The organism is Psychrobacillus sp. NPDC093180, from assembly GCF_044754065.1.
GTDB lineage: Bacteria > Bacillota > Bacilli > Bacillales_A > Planococcaceae > Psychrobacillus.
This window is the reverse complement of sequence record NZ_JBIVOJ010000001.1, coordinates 189837-205186: the sequence shown is the minus strand read 5'-3', so window position 1 is coordinate 205186 and position 15350 is coordinate 189837. Positions and strand designations below refer to the sequence as shown.

At 37.5% G+C, this 15350-nt stretch carries 14 protein-coding genes and 1 riboswitch; of the genes, 1 reads left to right on the top strand and 13 read right to left on the bottom strand.

The features are described from left to right. Positions 1–30 precede the first annotated feature (30 nt). Positions 31–210, bottom strand: a riboswitch (Lysine riboswitch). Positions 211–267: 57 nt separating this feature from the next. The 12 genes from uvrC to zapA all read right to left on the bottom strand — a co-directional run bounded on the left by uvrC (position 268) and on the right by zapA (position 13330). Then, positions 268–2043, bottom strand: coding sequence for an excinuclease ABC subunit UvrC (gene uvrC, locus ACIP9W_RS01055; protein WP_400785219.1), 1776 nt, complete (start codon positions 2041–2043; stop codon positions 268–270). A 50-nt stretch (positions 2044–2093) separates the two neighbouring features. Further along, complete coding sequence (gene trxA / locus ACIP9W_RS01050; RefSeq protein WP_142538709.1) at positions 2094–2408, bottom strand: thioredoxin; 315 nt, start codon at positions 2406–2408, stop codon at positions 2094–2096. Between the two features lie 175 nt (positions 2409–2583). Continuing rightward, entirely contained in the window at positions 2584–3561 is a 978-nt protein-coding gene (locus ACIP9W_RS01045; protein ID WP_400785216.1) for an electron transfer flavoprotein subunit alpha/FixB family protein, read from the bottom strand. 42 nt (positions 3562–3603) lie between these two features. After that, positions 3604–4377: an electron transfer flavoprotein subunit beta/FixA family protein gene (locus ACIP9W_RS01040; protein WP_282243817.1), complete on the bottom strand. Its 774-nt coding sequence runs from the start codon at positions 4375–4377 to the stop codon at positions 3604–3606. A 25-nt stretch (positions 4378–4402) separates the two neighbouring features. Beyond that, a complete protein-coding gene (locus ACIP9W_RS01035; protein ID WP_400785214.1) occupies positions 4403–5176 on the bottom strand; it encodes an enoyl-CoA hydratase in 774 nt (257 codons plus the stop codon). An 18-nt stretch (positions 5177–5194) separates the two neighbouring features. Next, positions 5195–5776 (bottom strand): fatty acid metabolism transcriptional regulator FadR, encoded by a 582-nt coding sequence (locus tag ACIP9W_RS01030; RefSeq protein WP_282243819.1) that lies wholly within the window; start codon positions 5774–5776, stop codon positions 5195–5197. A 166-nt stretch (positions 5777–5942) separates the two neighbouring features. After that, on the bottom strand, positions 5943–7640 hold the full coding sequence (locus tag ACIP9W_RS01025) for a long-chain-fatty-acid--CoA ligase (protein ID WP_400785212.1): 1698 nt from the start codon (positions 7638–7640) through the stop codon (positions 5943–5945). Between the two features lie 243 nt (positions 7641–7883). After that, positions 7884–8297: a DUF350 domain-containing protein gene (locus ACIP9W_RS01020; RefSeq protein WP_093266761.1), complete on the bottom strand. Its 414-nt coding sequence runs from the start codon at positions 8295–8297 to the stop codon at positions 7884–7886. 69 nt (positions 8298–8366) lie between these two features. Next, positions 8367–10730, bottom strand: a complete 2364-nt coding sequence (locus tag ACIP9W_RS01015) for an endonuclease MutS2 (RefSeq protein ID WP_400785210.1) — start codon at positions 10728–10730, stop codon at positions 8367–8369. A 15-nt stretch (positions 10731–10745) separates the two neighbouring features. Next, entirely contained in the window at positions 10746–12449 is a 1704-nt protein-coding gene (polX, locus tag ACIP9W_RS01010) for a DNA polymerase/3'-5' exonuclease PolX (RefSeq protein WP_400785208.1), read from the bottom strand. A gap of 73 nt (positions 12450–12522) precedes the next feature. Continuing rightward, complete coding sequence (locus ACIP9W_RS01005; RefSeq protein WP_400785206.1) at positions 12523–13065, bottom strand: CvpA family protein; 543 nt, start codon at positions 13063–13065, stop codon at positions 12523–12525. Between the two features lie 4 nt (positions 13066–13069). Beyond that, positions 13070–13330 carry a cell division protein ZapA gene (gene zapA, locus ACIP9W_RS01000; RefSeq protein ID WP_282243823.1) on the bottom strand — a complete coding sequence of 87 codons (261 nt, stop codon included), beginning with the start codon at positions 13328–13330 and terminating at the stop codon, positions 13070–13072. 78 nt (positions 13331–13408) lie between these two features. On the opposite strand from zapA, the gene rnhC reads away from it, so the two are divergent. Next, positions 13409–14350, top strand: coding sequence for a ribonuclease HIII (rnhC, locus tag ACIP9W_RS00995; protein ID WP_400785204.1), 942 nt, complete (start codon positions 13409–13411; stop codon positions 14348–14350). A 562-nt stretch (positions 14351–14912) separates the two neighbouring features. Here rnhC and ACIP9W_RS00990 read toward each other — a convergent pair. Then, positions 14913–15350 (bottom strand): SRPBCC family protein, encoded by a 438-nt coding sequence (locus tag ACIP9W_RS00990; protein ID WP_400785203.1) that lies wholly within the window; start codon positions 15348–15350, stop codon positions 14913–14915.

The following is a 15350-nucleotide window of genomic DNA, read 5'->3' as shown; positions in this document are numbered from 1 at the left end:
CATTGTCTCATACACGGTCAAATAATGTCCATGTGAGATAGCCCTCCAGAATACTGAATTCTGACAATCCTACATTTCTTCAATGCAGAACCAACCTAGAACAGGAAAAGCTATACTAGGTTTCGGCAAATGACCCTTTCCTTTAGCGATTGACGGATCTTTTCATCCTCCCGCTAAGTACTCTTGTCAGTTTGCACCTCTATCTTCACTTCATGATAGTGAATATTAAATTGTATCAACCATAACACAAGAAAATTCAGAAGACAATTACTTTTTCTGAAAATGTTCCACCATTGTCTCTGCTAGCTTTCTAGAAAGCCCTGCTTCTATAAATTCTTCCTTCGTCGCTACCTGCATTTTCTTGATTGATCCGAAATGCTTTAATAGTGCTTTTTTTCGTTTCGGACCTATTCCTTCAATACCATCTAAAGAAGAAGCGATTGTATGTTTCCCTCTTTGTTGGCGATGGAATGTAATAGCAAAGCGGTGTACTTCGTCTTGAATACGCTGTAACAAATAAAATCCTTCACTCGTCCGCTTCATTGGAATTATATCAATAGGATTTCCATATAGTAGCTGCGAAGTTTGGTGCTTGCCATCTTTTGCAAGTCCAGCAATAGGAATTTCCAAGCCTAACTCATCCTCTAAAATTTCTCGAGCAGCTTCTATTTGTCCTTTTCCTCCATCGATAATAATGAGATCTGGTAAAGGTAAATTTTCTTTCAATACTCGTGTGTATCTTCTGCGAATGACCTCTCGCATCGCTCCGTAATCATCATGTTTGGCAGCAGTTCTCGTCTTATATTTTCGATAGTCCTTTTTATATGCTTTGCCATCTACAAAGACAACCATCGCTGAAACAGCGTCGGTTCCATGTATATGAGAATTATCAAATGCTTCAATTCGGTTTGGAGTGGCAATCCCCATTACATTACCTAATTCCTCCACTGCTCCTATCGTACGCTCTTCTTGTCTTTCAATCAGCTGGAACTTCTCACTTAAGGCCAGTACAGCATTTTTCTTCGCAAGATCTACTAAGTTTTTTTTCAAGCCTTTTTGAGGAGTGAACACTTTCATCTCTAACAATTCAGAAGCTAAATGGACATCTGTATCATGAGGAACGAACACCTCTTTAGGTTTAATATGCTCTGGCTTTGCATAAAACTGACCTAAAAACGTTAAAAACTCTTCTTCCGGATCACGATATAAAGGAAAAAGCGATACATCTCGTTCGATTAGTTTTCCTTGTCGGATAAAAAATACTTGGACACACATCCAGCCTTTATCAACAGCATAACCAAATATATCGCGGCTCGTAAAATCGTTGATCGTAATTTTTTGTTTCTCCATCACCATTTCAATATTAGATATTTGGTCTCTATACTCTTTTGCACGTTCGAATTCTAAGTTTTCTGCTGCCTCCGTCATTTTCTCCGTTAATTCTTTTTTTACATCTGTATAACCACCGTTTAAAAAGCTCGTAATTTCATCCGTTAACTTTTTATAAGTGGAATCCTCTATTTCCTTTACACATGGAGCTAGACATTGCCCTAAGTGATAGTATAAGCAAACACGGTCTGGTAATTTTGCACACTTTCTTAATGGGTATATTCGATCTAATAGTTTTTTTGTCTCAAAAGCTGCATGTGCATTTGGATAGGGACCAAAATATTTCCCTTTATCCTTTTTCACTTGTCTTGTAATGATTAATTTGGGATTTTTTTCTGCAGTTATTTTAATGTATGGGTACGTTTTATCGTCCTTTAGCATAATATTATATTTTGGATCATGCTTTTTTATGAGATGAAGCTCTAGAATAAGGGCTTCTAACTCTGACGATGTGACGATATATTCAAAATCAACTATTTCTTGTACTAATCTTTGCGTTTTCCCATCATGTGAACCTGTAAAATAGGAACGTACACGATTTTTCAATACTTTTGCTTTGCCGACATAAATGATGGTTCCTTGCCGATCTTTCATCAAATAACACCCAGGATCACCTGGTAATATGGCACATTTTTGTTGTATCAAATCATTCATTTTATCACCCGTTTAAAAAAACCGGGCACCTTAGGGGACCCGGTTTTATATTATGCGTTTTTTTCTACAAATTGAACTAGTGCTTCTTTCGGTTGGAAACCAACAGCTTTGTCTACTGGTTGACCATCTTTGAATAATACTAGAGTCGGGATGGACATAATACCAAATTGACTAGCAGTTGCTTGGTTTTCATCTACATCTACTTTAACTATTTTTACTTTATCGCTCATTTCAGCGTCCATTTCTTCAAGTACAGGAGCAATCATTTTACAAGGCCCACACCATGTTGCCCAAAAATCTACTAATACTAAACCTTTCTCAATCTCTTGTGAAAAAGTCTGATCTGTTCCATGAACTATTGCCATTAAAAATTCCTCCTTTAGTTACCTATAAATAGATTATAGCAGACTCATATTGCTACATCTACATATTAGCTTACACGAAAAGTGAAAGCGCCTATGTCTGCCTCTGAGGGGCAAGGTGCTAGAGCTTTATCAATACAAGCAAAAACTCGGCTCCAAAAAAGAGCCGAGTCACTTATTAAGCATTTACTTTCAATTGTTTGAATTCTTCCGTAAGTAACGGGATAACTTCGAATAGATCGCCGACAATGCCGTAGTCTGCCACTTTGAAAATGTTTGCTTCTGGATCTTTGTTGATCGCCACAATAATTTTCGAGTTCGACATACCAGCCAAATGCTGTATAGCACCTGAAATACCTGCCGCTATATAGAGATCCGGTGTTACTACTTTACCAGTTTGCCCAATTTGTAGGGAGTAATCACAGTAATCAGCGTCACAAGCTCCACGAGAAGCCCCAACCGCTCCACCAAGTACGTCTGCAAGCTCTTTTAATGGAGCAAAACCTTCTTCGCTCTTCACTCCACGTCCACCAGCAATGACAACTTTTGCTTCGGATAAATCTACACCTTCAGATGATTTACGTACTACTTCTTTTATAATCGTGCGAAGGTTTGTAATATCTACCGATAACGAAGACACGTCTGCTGATTTGCTGTCATCTTTTGCAAGTGGTGCAATATTGTTTGGACGAATCGTGATGAATTCGATACCATCCTTTACTTTCACCTTCTCAAATGCTTTACCAGAGTAGATTGGGCGGATGTAAACCGCCGCGTCTCCTTCTCCTTCAATAGCTGTCACATCTGATACTAAACCGATTTGCAATTTACTTGCGATTTTTGGAGAGATGTCTTTCCCTAAAGCAGTATGTCCGAATACGATTGCTTGTGGGTTCTCTTGTTCAATAACAGCAAGCAATGCTTGTCCATAACCGTCTGATGTATATTGTTTTAAATGTGGATGTTCTACCGTGATTACACGATCTGCGCCATATTTACCAAGTTCAGCTGTCAAACCTTGCACTGAATCTCCTAATAGAACACTAACAACTTCCCCGCCATTTGAAATTTGTTTCCCAGCAGCGATCGCTTCATAAGAAACATTACGTAGAGCACCTTCACGCGCTTCCGCAAGTACTAATACTTTTTTAGACATATTCTTTTCCTCCCGTTTTGTTGAGTATTAATTCAAATAACATTAAACGACTTTTGCTTCCGAATGAAGTAATTGAACTAACTCTTTTACTTGGTCAGCTAGCTCCCCTTCTAATACTTTTCCAGCTTCCTTTTTAGGAGGTAAATAAATTTCTAATGTTTCTGTTTTCGCTTCTACATCATCTTCGTCTATATCTAAATCATCTAGCTCTACTTCTTCTAAAGGCTTTTTCTTCGCTTTCATGATTCCTGGTAAGGACGGATAACGAGGCTCGTTCAATCCTTGTTGTGCTGTAACAAGAAGTGGTAAGGAAGTTTCTAGAACCTCCGTATCTCCTTCTACATCACGCTTGATCGAAACAGTTGTCCCATCGATTTCAAGATTCGTGATAGTTGTTACGTAGTTGATGCCTAGTAACTCTGCAACACGTGGTCCAACTTGTCCAGACCCACCGTCAATTGCAACATTTCCTGCTAAGATTAAATCAGGATTTTTATCTTTTAAGTATTCCGAAATGATTTGAGCAGCTGTAAACTGATCCAGCTCTTCTACATCATCTTCTATATTAATAAGAACAGCTTTGTCGGCTCCCATAGCAAGTGCTGTACGAAGTTGTTTTTCCGCATCTTCTCCGCCCAAAGTAAGAACCGTTACTTCTCCACCTTGTGCGTCGCGAACTTGAATTGCTTCTTCAATCGCATATTCATCATAAGGATTGATGATGAACTCTGCTCCGTCTTCTTGGATTTTACCGCCACTCACTACGATTTTTTCTTCTGTGTCAAATGTGCGTTTCACTAAAACATAAATATTCATTTAGTTATCCTCCCTTAGCATCTAATTACTTGCCTTTAAAAACAGGTTCTCTTTTTTCTAAAAATGCAGAAATACCTTCTTTTGCATCATCTGAAACAAAAACGCTTCCAAAAACATTCGCTTCTGCTCGCACGCCTTCATAATAAGAGGCTGGCTTAACATATTGGAGCATGTCTAGGGCTGCTTTTACAGCAATCGGGCTTTTCTTTGCAACTTTGACTGCAAGTTCCTGCGCACGACTAAATAGCTCTTCTTCGGGATATGCATGATTAGCTAAACCAATTTTAGCTGCTTCTGTCCCGCTGATTGGGTCACTGGTTAACAGCATTTCTGCCGCTTTCGCAAATCCAACATAGCGTGGAAGACGCTGAGTTCCAGCAAATCCAGGTATTAAACCTAATTGTAATTCTGGAAGTCCAAGTTTAGCATTTTCTGAAACTAGTCGTATATGACAGCTCATCGCTAATTCTAGTCCACCACCGAGAGCGGCACCATGAATCGCTGCGATAACCGGCTTCGAAAATCTTTCTAATCTTTCAAAGATCATCTGTCCGCTTTCAGCCAACTCGGAAAATTCTTCTCCTGTAGAAACAGAAGTAAATTCTTTAATATCCGCACCAGCAGAAAAGAATCTACCTTCCCCTTGAAGCAAAAGAACACGAACTGCGTCATCATTTTCAACTGCATCTAAAAGGTCATTAATTTCTAGAATTACCCCTCTTGCAAGTGCATTTGCTGGTGGACGATTTAGTGTAACTGCAGCTACACCTTCTTCTATTTCCCATGACAAAAATCCCATTCAATCACTTCCCCTTTGTTATACTTTTATAGCATTTAATAATAGACGATGTACTTTAGGAGTTAAGTCTATAAGATTATATTTATATTCATTCATCACCCAAGTTGTTGTCGTCTCATCTATTGTACCAAAAATCATTTGTCTTGCTAACCGAATATCTATCTTTTCATTAAATTCTCCATTTTCAATACCTTCTTTTAAAATGGAATCTAGTAGCACTAAATAATTTTTTAATATGGCATTAATCCGTAAACGTAGGGCCAAATTCGACTGCCTTAACTCTAATTGAGTAACGGTTGCTAAATGATGATCACTTGCAAGTACACTAAAATGATTTTCAATCATCTTGAATAATTTCTCTGAAGCACTCGCATCTATTTCAATTATTTGCTGTAGATTTTCTGCGAATACCTCCATCTTCTCTTCAAATACGGAGATTAATATGTCTTCTTTATTCTTAAAATATAAGTAGATCGTTCCATCTGCCACGCCTGCCTGTTTAGCAATTTTCGAAACCTGTGACTGATGATATCCATTTTCAGCAATAACGATTATGGCAGCATCTATAATTTGCTTATATTTCGGCTTATCTTTTTTCAATATATTCACCACCAATACTCAATTACGTCGATAGGCAATACTTTTTTCGACCAAGGTTTTTAACATTCAAAAAAAATAAAAATATGAATGATTATTCATTCATATTTTTATATTATATTTAATTTTCAGTAATGTCAATATGTGAATCTCTACTTTCATAATATATCTAGGATGTTTGCTCTTGCGCTACTTGTTTTAATTTTTCTTCCTCTATTAAAGTTCTTCTTAATATTTTTCCAACCGCTGTTTTTGGTAGTTCTTTTCTAAACTCATAAATTCTTGGTACTTTAAATGAGGCCAAATTTTCACGACAGAATGTATTTAATTCTTCTTCTGTGGCGGACGCTCCCTCTTTTAACACGATGTACGCTTTTACTGTCTCTCCACGATATGCATCAGGTACTCCCGCAACCACACATTCTTGTATCGCAGGATGTTCATACAGAACTTCTTCCACATCACGCGGATATATATTATAGCCACCAGCTATAATCATATCTTTTTTCCGGTCTACGACATAAAAGTAACCGCTTTCATCCATATATCCTAAATCCCCTGTTAAAAGCCAACCATCACGCATTGTCATCTCCGTTTCTTCCGGACGATTCCAATAACCTTTCATGACCTGAGGACCTTTAACTGCTATTTCTCCAATTTCCCCAGGAGGAAGTGGAGTTGTGGACTCTAAACTGAAAATGGCCGCATCTGTATCTGGCCACGGTATACCAACTGAACCCTTCACTCGATTCTCGCTATAAATTAAATTCGCATGAGATACAGGGGAAGTTTCTGTTAATCCATAGCCCTCTACTAATCTACCACCCGTAACTTTTTCAAACTTTTCTTGCACTTCTAAAGGTAGCGCAGCAGATCCACTCAAGCAAGCTACAATAGAAGATAAATCATATTTTTCTACATCCGGATGATTTAGAATGCCAATGTAAATGGTTGGCGCACCAGGAAATAGAGTCGGCTTTTGCTTATCGATCGTTTTAAGAGCTGTTTCCACGTCAAACTTTGGCAATAATATCATTCTATTACCTAACATAACAGCTAATATTAAGACAGTCGTCATCCCATAAACATGAAAAAATGGCAAAATGCCTAGTATACTTTCTTCACCTTTCTTGCATTTATACAGCCATGCATCACACATCGATGCATTCGATATTAAATTTTTATGCGTTAGCATAACTCCTTTTGGAAATCCGGTAGTTCCACCTGTATATTGTAAAAGGGCAATGTCCTCATCAAAGTTAAAAGGCATATCGATTGGATTTGCTTTTGCTACTTTCATTATTTCAGGGAATAAATGGTTGATCCCCCTATGCTCTACCTTTACACTAAATCCATATTGCTTCTTTTGGATAAAAGGATACACGATATTTTTGGGGAAAGGAAGATAATCTTTAATGCCCGTCAGAATAATATTTTCGAGATTCGTATCTTTTATTACTTTAGAAATCCGAGGATATAGTATATCCAATGCTAAAATTACTTTCGCACCCGAATCTTTCATTTGGTATGAAATTTCTCGCTCTGTATATAACGGATTTGTTTGCACTACTATTGCCCCTGCATACAAAGCACCATAATAGCCAATAACCGCTTGCGGGCAATTTGGTAGCATAATAGCTACTCTGTCCCCTTTTTGAATGCCAAGCATTTGTAAATAGTTCGCAAATTTCAAGGAAGATTCATAGAGTTCCTTATAGGTCACATCTTTTCCCATGAAATGAATAGCTATTTTTTCTGGAAATTTGTGATACGTTCTTGTTAAGTATTCTTGGACTGGAATAGATTCGTAGGTAAGCGTATGTGGGATCTCAGGTGGATATTGGGAAAGCCAAATCTTCTCTGTCATTCTTATGCCCCCTTATTTCATAATCGTTCGAACATTCATACTTTCATTATAAAGAAAAATGAATGACAATTCAATTTATTTAGTATCAAAAAAAGACTGTTGTGATTATTTTATCTCAACAGTCTCTAAAATGAGCTGTTCACTCATTCTATTAATCCATTACTACATATATTATTCCGACAAGGACAAAAAGTATGCCTACAGCAATTAAAACTTTCGACAATTTTTCCATTACAATCGCTCCTATGAAATGCTCGCTCCTATAACAAATGATAGGCCAACGGAAATAATAAGGGAAATAAATCCGACGGAGCGATTATCATTTTCTATTTCTTTATCCACATTAAAACTTGGGGTTAAGAATTCAAATAGCCAGTATGCGATGATTAGCAAAGTAAAACCAAATAATCCCCAACCAATCATTTGAAAAAATGAATTGTGCTGTTCTATTGAATATTTAAAAATATTACATACTCCAAAGATTTTTCCGCCAGTTGCCATTGCAACAGCGACATTCCCTTTTTTAATTTCTTCCCAGTTTTTATACTTTGTAACAAGTTCAAATATAACCATGGAAACAACTAAACATAAAATAACGACACTAAAATAACCAGCTGACTCCACTAGTGGGTTTGCCCAAAAACCAGAAAGCAACATGCTAAAAACCCCTTTAAATTTTCCTTACTATACGTGTGAATAGATAAGAAGTTTCAAATTCTTTATACTTTATTTTAATTCGACTACTGTAACCCCGTGACCGCCTTCTCCAGCTTCACCAAAACGGTAGTTTTTCACCCGCGAATGGTTTTTCAAATACTGCTGAATGGCTTGTCTTAATACGCCTGTTCCTTTTCCGTGAATAATAGAAACACGAGGATAATTTGCTAAAATGGCATCATCTAAATATTTTTCTGTTCGAATAAGCGCATCCTCATATCGTTCTCCACGAAGGTCAAGCTCCAATTTCACATGAGAATCTCTGCCACGAACTGCATTGACAGAAACAGTTTGTTTTTGCTTTTCCGGTTTAATATATTCTAAATCAGATTCATCTAACTTCATCTTTAGCATACCTATTTGCACTGACCATTCAGACTTAGAAAGTTTTTCTAATAAGGTACCTTTTTGTCCAAAGCTTAGTACTTTTACTTCGTCTCCAGCTTTTAACTCTTTTGCACGCTCGTTTAATTTCTTTTGTTTTTTTAATACCGGATTGGAAGGAAGTGCTGCGTCCAATCTTTTTTTAGCATCGATTAGTTCATGATCTTTTACTAATTTATGCGTATTCGCTTGCATTTTGCGAAGGTCACTGATAATTTCATCTGCTTCGCGTCTAGCGTCTTCTATAATCTTTTTGGCTTTGTCTTTTGCTTTTTGCTCTAATTGCTCTTTCTTTTGTTCTAGCTCTGCTAGCCTTTGTTCTAAATCCTCTTTTACTTGCTTTGCTTCTTCTAGCTGCTCTTCTGTTTCTTCTGCATCTCTTTCGGCTTGTCTTCTACTTGCTTCTAAAGAGGCAATCATCGAATTGACTTCACCACGATCTGCTCCCGTGTATGTTTGCGCTTGAGAAATAATATACGACGGTAGACCAAGTCGTTCGGAAATTTCAAAAGCATTACTACGTCCAGGAACCCCTATTAGCAATTTATAAGTCGGGCTTAACGTTTCCACATCGAACTCAACGCTGGCATTCACAACACCTGGTCGGTTATATCCATACGCTTTTAGTTCAGGATAATGAGTTGTAGCCATCACTCGTGCTCCAGTTCCATGCACTGCATCTAAAATAGATATAGCAAGGGCTGCTCCTTCTTGTGGGTCAGTTCCTGCACCAAGCTCATCAAAAATAATTAAGGATTTTTCATCATATTTTTTCAAAATGTCTACGATATTCACCATATGAGATGAAAAAGTACTTAAGCTTTGCTCAATCGACTGCTCATCACCAATGTCTGCAAATACCGATTCAAATAACGCTACTTCAGATCCATCTAGCGCAGGAATCGGAATTCCACTTTGCGCCATTAATGTACAAAGTCCAACCGTTTTTAACGTTACTGTTTTACCACCAGTATTTGGTCCAGTTATAACGATTGAGGTGATATCCTTTCCAAATTCAATCGTATTCGTAACAGCAGTGTCCATTGGGATAAGTGGATGTCTTGCTTTTACTAAACGAATATAGCCCTCGTTATTAATCATTGGCATCGTACATTTCTCTGCTTGTCCATATTTAGCTTTTGCCAAAACAACGTCTATTTCACCTAAAATATTGACTAATAAGAAGATGTCATGGCCGACTATTTCTACTTCTGCTGTCAACTTGATCAATATGCGTTCGATCTCTTCTTGTTCTTTTACCTTTAAACTACGGATTTCATTATTTATTTGTACAACAGCTGACGGTTCGATAAATAAAGTTTGACCTGATGATGATTGGTCATGAATAATCCCACCATAATGACTGCGGTACTCTGACTTCACCGGGATTACATATCGATCATTTCGAATCGTTATGATAGAATCCGAAAGCATTTTCGATGCATTTGCACCTCTTGTATAGCTTTCTAATTTTTCTCGTACGCGACTTACTTGAATACGCAATTGTTGACGAATCGAACGCAGGCTACTACTTGCACTATCTAATACAGCACCGTTTTCATCGATACAATCATTTATCTCATGCTCTAGCGCGGTCAGTATAGGCATCGATTCTTTTTTCTCTAGAAAATGGGGAATCGCTACATCTTCTGACTCTGCTACATTTTCTATAAACTGACGTAAAATTTTACTGGCACGAATAGTACTTGCCGTTTCCATTAACTCGATTGGGCTTAACATACCACCTATTTGCGCTCGTTTTGCATGTGGGCGGATATCTGTTATTCCTCCCATCGGTACATTGCCTCTAAGACGAAGAATAGACAATCCTTCATCCATTTCTTCTAAAAGCTTCGTTACTTCAGCAAAATCGACAGAAGGCACTAGCTTGTCTATATGGTCTTTACCTACAGAAGAAGTACAATATTTCGCCACTTCTTCTCGTATTTTATAATATTCTAACGTTTTCAGTGCTCTTTCAGCTATCACTGTGGCACCTCCTCATTATTTCTTTATAAATTGTTTAAACTTCTCTAACGTCCAAGTATTTACAATTGTTTCTTTGTGTAACCATGCTTTTTGTGCATAGCGTACACCAATATCCATATATTTTAATTGAGCGATATGATGGGCGTCTGTATTGATCGCGATAGGCACGCCTTTTTCTTGTGCTAGCTTTAAATATTCTGTTTGCAAGTCAAGTCGATACGGGTTTGCATTTAATTCTAATACTTTTCCGTTTTCCCTTGCCCATTCGATTAATGTCGGTACATCTGGATTATATCCATTTCGTTGCTCGATAATTCTTCCAGTTGGATGAGCAATCATGTGGACATATGGATTTGTGATTGCATTATATAGTCGTTCCATAATTTTTTCTTGCGGCTGACTAAAGCTTGAATGAATGGAAGCAATGACAAAATCCAATTGTTTTAATAACTCATCCTCAAAATCGAGCGATCCATCTGGAAGAATATCCATTTCAGTTCCAGCAAAAATTTCAATATCCGAGTATTTATTCTTTAATTCGTGAATCGTTTCGATTTGTTTCAATAACCGCTCTTTGGACAATCCATTAGCTACTTTTAAATAATCGGAGTGATCCGTAATTACGATATGCGAATATCCTTTTGCTCGACTAGCTTCCACCATTTCTTCGATAGAATGGGCACCATCCGACCAAGTGGAGTGCATATGAAAATCGCCTTTTATATCCTCTAATGTAACGAGTAATGGTAATTGGTCCAATTTTGAAAACTCCGATCCATCTTCTCGAACAGTAGGTGGGATAAATGGCAAGTCGAAATATGCATAAAATTCCTCTTCAGAATGGAAATGCTGCATGGAACCATCTTCAAGTTCCACACCATATTCACTTATTTTCTTACCATGTTCTTTTGCAATTTGTCTCATTTTAATATTATGGTCTTTCGAGCCTGTAAAATGATTTAATGCAGAAGCATATTGATGCAGTTGGACTAAGCGGAAATCCACGTCGATTTCGTTTTCTCCATCTAGTGTAACAGAAACCTTTGTATCTCCCGCTGCAATTACTTTTAACACTGGTAGTTCGTTTAAAAGTACTTCTCTTACCTCTTGTGGGGATTTTGTAGCTATGATAAAGTCAATATCTTTACTTGCTTCCTTAACTCTTCGGTATGAACCAGCAACCGAATATCGTTCAATCGCCTGTATAGCAGCTAGCTTGCTTTCGATCATTTCTACAATTGGTTCTAGTTGCCATACTGCAGTACGCTCTGGTTTAGATTGTAAGTTCTCAATTTCTGCGAGAATTTTCTTTTCCGTTTTCGCTGCAAATCCTGCTAATGTTTGCACTTTACATGCTTCACATGCTAATTTTAACGCATCCATCGAATCGATTTGTAATTCTTTGTATAACTTCGCAATTTTTTTGCCACCAAGCCCTGGAATTTTCAGCATCGGTAACAAACCACTAGGTACTGTTTGTTGAAGCTCTACTAGCAGGGAGGAAACTCCTGTATTTAATAAATCTTCAATAACTGCACCAGTGGAGGCACCGATTCCTTTTAGCTTTAATATGTTATCCATCTCTGATAGGCTACGCGGATCTAGTTCTAACACTTGTGCTGCTTTTCGGAAAGCGGACACTTTAAAAGAATTTTCTCCTTGTAATTCCATATATAATGCAATTTTTTCTAATGTTTTAATGATTGTTTTTTTATCCATGACAATAGCTCCTTTTGAAAATCTATTACATCTACTGAATGAAGCTAAAAAAACTTCCCTCTAGTGAGAGAAGTCATTTTTCAATATAGATATACCACCAATTCTTCACTAATTCCGATAAAATCGGCGTGTGTTCCAACATCCACCCAGTTAAGATGGACTTCGATATTAAGTTTTGAATAAAATCGATTGGTAACAGGGCACATACATATAATAGAACAAACAAGATAAAGTAAAATTCGATAAAACCTAATACAGCCCCAACAAGATTACTGACAAAGCCAAGAATTGGCAAATATTTCAAGAAATCAAACATAGACGCAATCAACTGAAGAACCAGTTTCACTGCTATAAAAATAAGAACAAAAGCAATAACACGATAAAAAGTTTGGTCCAATTCCAAATTCTCTACTGCAATTGTCAGCTTCGATCCAGCCGTAATTGCTGGAAATGGAATCCATAGAACAAATTTGTCTGCCAGTGGTTTATAATAAGTGTACGCAACGATAAGTGCGATGATAAAACCAGTCATATGAATGAGTTGGACAATTAGCCCACGTTTTGCACCGGTGATCAAACCGGCAACTAATAAAATTAATATAAGAATATCTAACATTTTTTCAGTCCTTTAATTTTTTCAATTCAGCTTCTAGTAATTCTAATTGCTCTTTTACTTTTATGTAATCGTTTACGGCATTCACAGCAGTAAGCACCGCAAGTTTTGGAATATCTAGCTGCCTATTATGTGCTTGTATCTCTCGCATTTTATCATCTACCATGGAGGCTACAAGACGCATATGACCAGTAGTTTCGGAGCCTACCATTTTATAAGTTTGCCCATATATTTCAACAGAAATTCTCGTTTTTTGCTGTTCTGACAAAGTCATACCCTCCCCGCAAAAATCCTAATTACAATAATAACACGAAATAGATTACGATGTGAAGAAAGGAACAACCGAATGTCAAACGAAGTATTATTGATGAAACCCGAAGAAATCCAAAAAGTCAAAGCGCATTATGCCAAATATAAAGTAGAAAGATCAGCTCCTGGAGTTGTTTTTGCTGCTAAGTTAGCAGATACCGCAGTCACCGTCTATAAATCTGGTAAAGTCATGTTCCAAGGAAATGGTGCAGCTAGAGAGGCTTCGCTTTGGAGTGGAGTTTCAAATAAACAAGTAGAAAAAGTGTTCAGCGGCAATACAAAAGGAGATACATTACCTGAGCAATTTGAGAACGCTTCTGTCGTTGGTTCCGACGAAACAGGAACTGGTGACTATTTCGGTCCCATTACTGTTGCGGCTTGTTATGTTCGAGAAGATCAAGTAGAGCTAGTAAAAGAACTAGGTGTGAAAGATTCCAAAATGCTGACAGATGATATTATGCGGAAAATGGCTCCCGATTTAATGGCCACACTCACACATAGTGTTTTAGTATTAAAAAACGAAAAATATAATGACATACAAAGTCGTGGATGGTCCCAAGGGAAAATAAAAGCACTTATGCATAACCAAGCGCTAAAACATGTATTAAAAAAAATGGCCCCCGAAAAACCAGCCTATATATTAATCGATCAGTTTGCAGAACGCGGTATTTACTATAATCATATTAAAGCGGAAAAAGAAATTATTCGTGAAAATGTACTATTTTCTACAAAAGCTGAGCAATTACATGTTTCCGTTGCAGCTGCTTCCATTATTGCAAGATATGCATTCTTAAAAGAAATGGATCGTCTGACAGAAATAGCTGGCACGACCATCCCTAAAGGAGCGAGCAGCAAAGTCGATGAAATTGCAGCGAAAATTTATTTGAAACATGGAGCCGATTTTTTGAAATCGATTACCAAATGGCATTTTGCTAATACTGGGAAAGCGATGAAACTCGCGAATAAGAGAAGGTTTTAGTTGTCTAAGGGAGAGTGTTATGCATTATAGCATAAAAGTGCCTCTCTACGATACAGGAAATTTTGCAAGGCGGCGCTTCGCTTTCCGCCGGGCGAGTGACTCGCCGCTTCGGCGCACTAAATCCCGCCAATTAGTTAGTTGTAGAATAAATATACCCAATAAATGGTTAAGGGCAATCAAACAGTTGTCGAAAGCAACCAAATTACCCGTGAGAGCAACCAATTTTCATAAAACTAGTTTACTTGGAGTGAGACGCCGATATGGATGAACGTTATTTGGGATTACTTTACAAAAAGCTTTCGCTTGCTTGGTTTTGTCACGTTCGCACTCTGTTTTGTCGCTTTCAAGTATGACTTTGTCGTGTTCAGAGGCTAGTTTGTCGTGTTAAACTATTTATTGGAATTTAATAGTTAGGAAACCTATGAATAAGTTTGATTTATCCCGCAGGAGCGCAAGCGACGAGGAGGCTGAAGCATGGTGACATTATATTCAAGAAAAAACGCCTGAAGAAAATGACTTATTTTACTTCAGGCGTTTTCTTAATAGATTTATTTGTTTTTCATTACTTTGCTAAGCCAGTTCTTAATGTACTCACACCAGACTCCAAAAAGCCCTTTAAACAGGTTAGCATAAATACCCAACCTTCTTTATTGTCAATAAGCTGGTTGAGAAAATCTGAATCATCTTCTTTGAAACCTTCCTCGCTTACTTCCACTATCGTACTCAAGCCATCTTGATCTGTTAGCAAAATCGTTACAGTACGTTCTTGTCCTGGTTCACCCCATTGAAACACGATTTTTTTGTTGGCCATGATTTCCATTACTAGAATTTCAACAATTGCATCATATTCTTTATACTCTAGCGTAATTGTTCTGTCTTGTTTCCATCTTTCTGAGCTTGAGGAGAACCAAAAGTTCCCGATTTTTGTTGGATCTACGAATGCTTCAAATACTTCACTTGCTGGCTTTGCTATCTTCATTTTTGTAAGGTTGTTAACCAT

Excerpts from the sequence above, each read along its gene's own strand:
- ACIP9W_RS01040 (WP_282243817.1), bottom strand. The coding sequence starts at position 4,377 with ATGAATATTTATGTTTTAGTGAAACGCACATTTGACACAGAAGAAAAA.
- ACIP9W_RS00990 (WP_400785203.1), bottom strand. The coding sequence starts at position 15,350 with ATGGTTAACAACCTTACAAAAATGAAGATAGCAAAGCCAGCAAGTGAA.
- ACIP9W_RS01005 (WP_400785206.1), bottom strand. The coding sequence starts at position 13,065 with ATGTTAGATATTCTTATATTAATTTTATTAGTTGCCGGTTTGATCACC.
- uvrC (WP_400785219.1), bottom strand. The coding sequence starts at position 2,043 with ATGAATGATTTGATACAACAAAAATGTGCCATATTACCAGGTGATCCT.
- ACIP9W_RS01035 (WP_400785214.1), bottom strand. The coding sequence starts at position 5,176 with ATGGGATTTTTGTCATGGGAAATAGAAGAAGGTGTAGCTGCAGTTACA.
- ACIP9W_RS01020 (WP_093266761.1), bottom strand. The coding sequence starts at position 8,297 with ATGTTGCTTTCTGGTTTTTGGGCAAACCCACTAGTGGAGTCAGCTGGT.
- rnhC (WP_400785204.1), top strand. The coding sequence starts at position 13,409 with ATGTCAAACGAAGTATTATTGATGAAACCCGAAGAAATCCAAAAAGTC.
- polX (WP_400785208.1), bottom strand. The coding sequence starts at position 12,449 with ATGGATAAAAAAACAATCATTAAAACATTAGAAAAAATTGCATTATAT.
- ACIP9W_RS01045 (WP_400785216.1), bottom strand. The coding sequence starts at position 3,561 with ATGTCTAAAAAAGTATTAGTACTTGCGGAAGCGCGTGAAGGTGCTCTA.
- trxA (WP_142538709.1), bottom strand. The coding sequence starts at position 2,408 with ATGGCAATAGTTCATGGAACAGATCAGACTTTTTCACAAGAGATTGAG.
- ACIP9W_RS01025 (WP_400785212.1), bottom strand. The coding sequence starts at position 7,640 with ATGACAGAGAAGATTTGGCTTTCCCAATATCCACCTGAGATCCCACAT.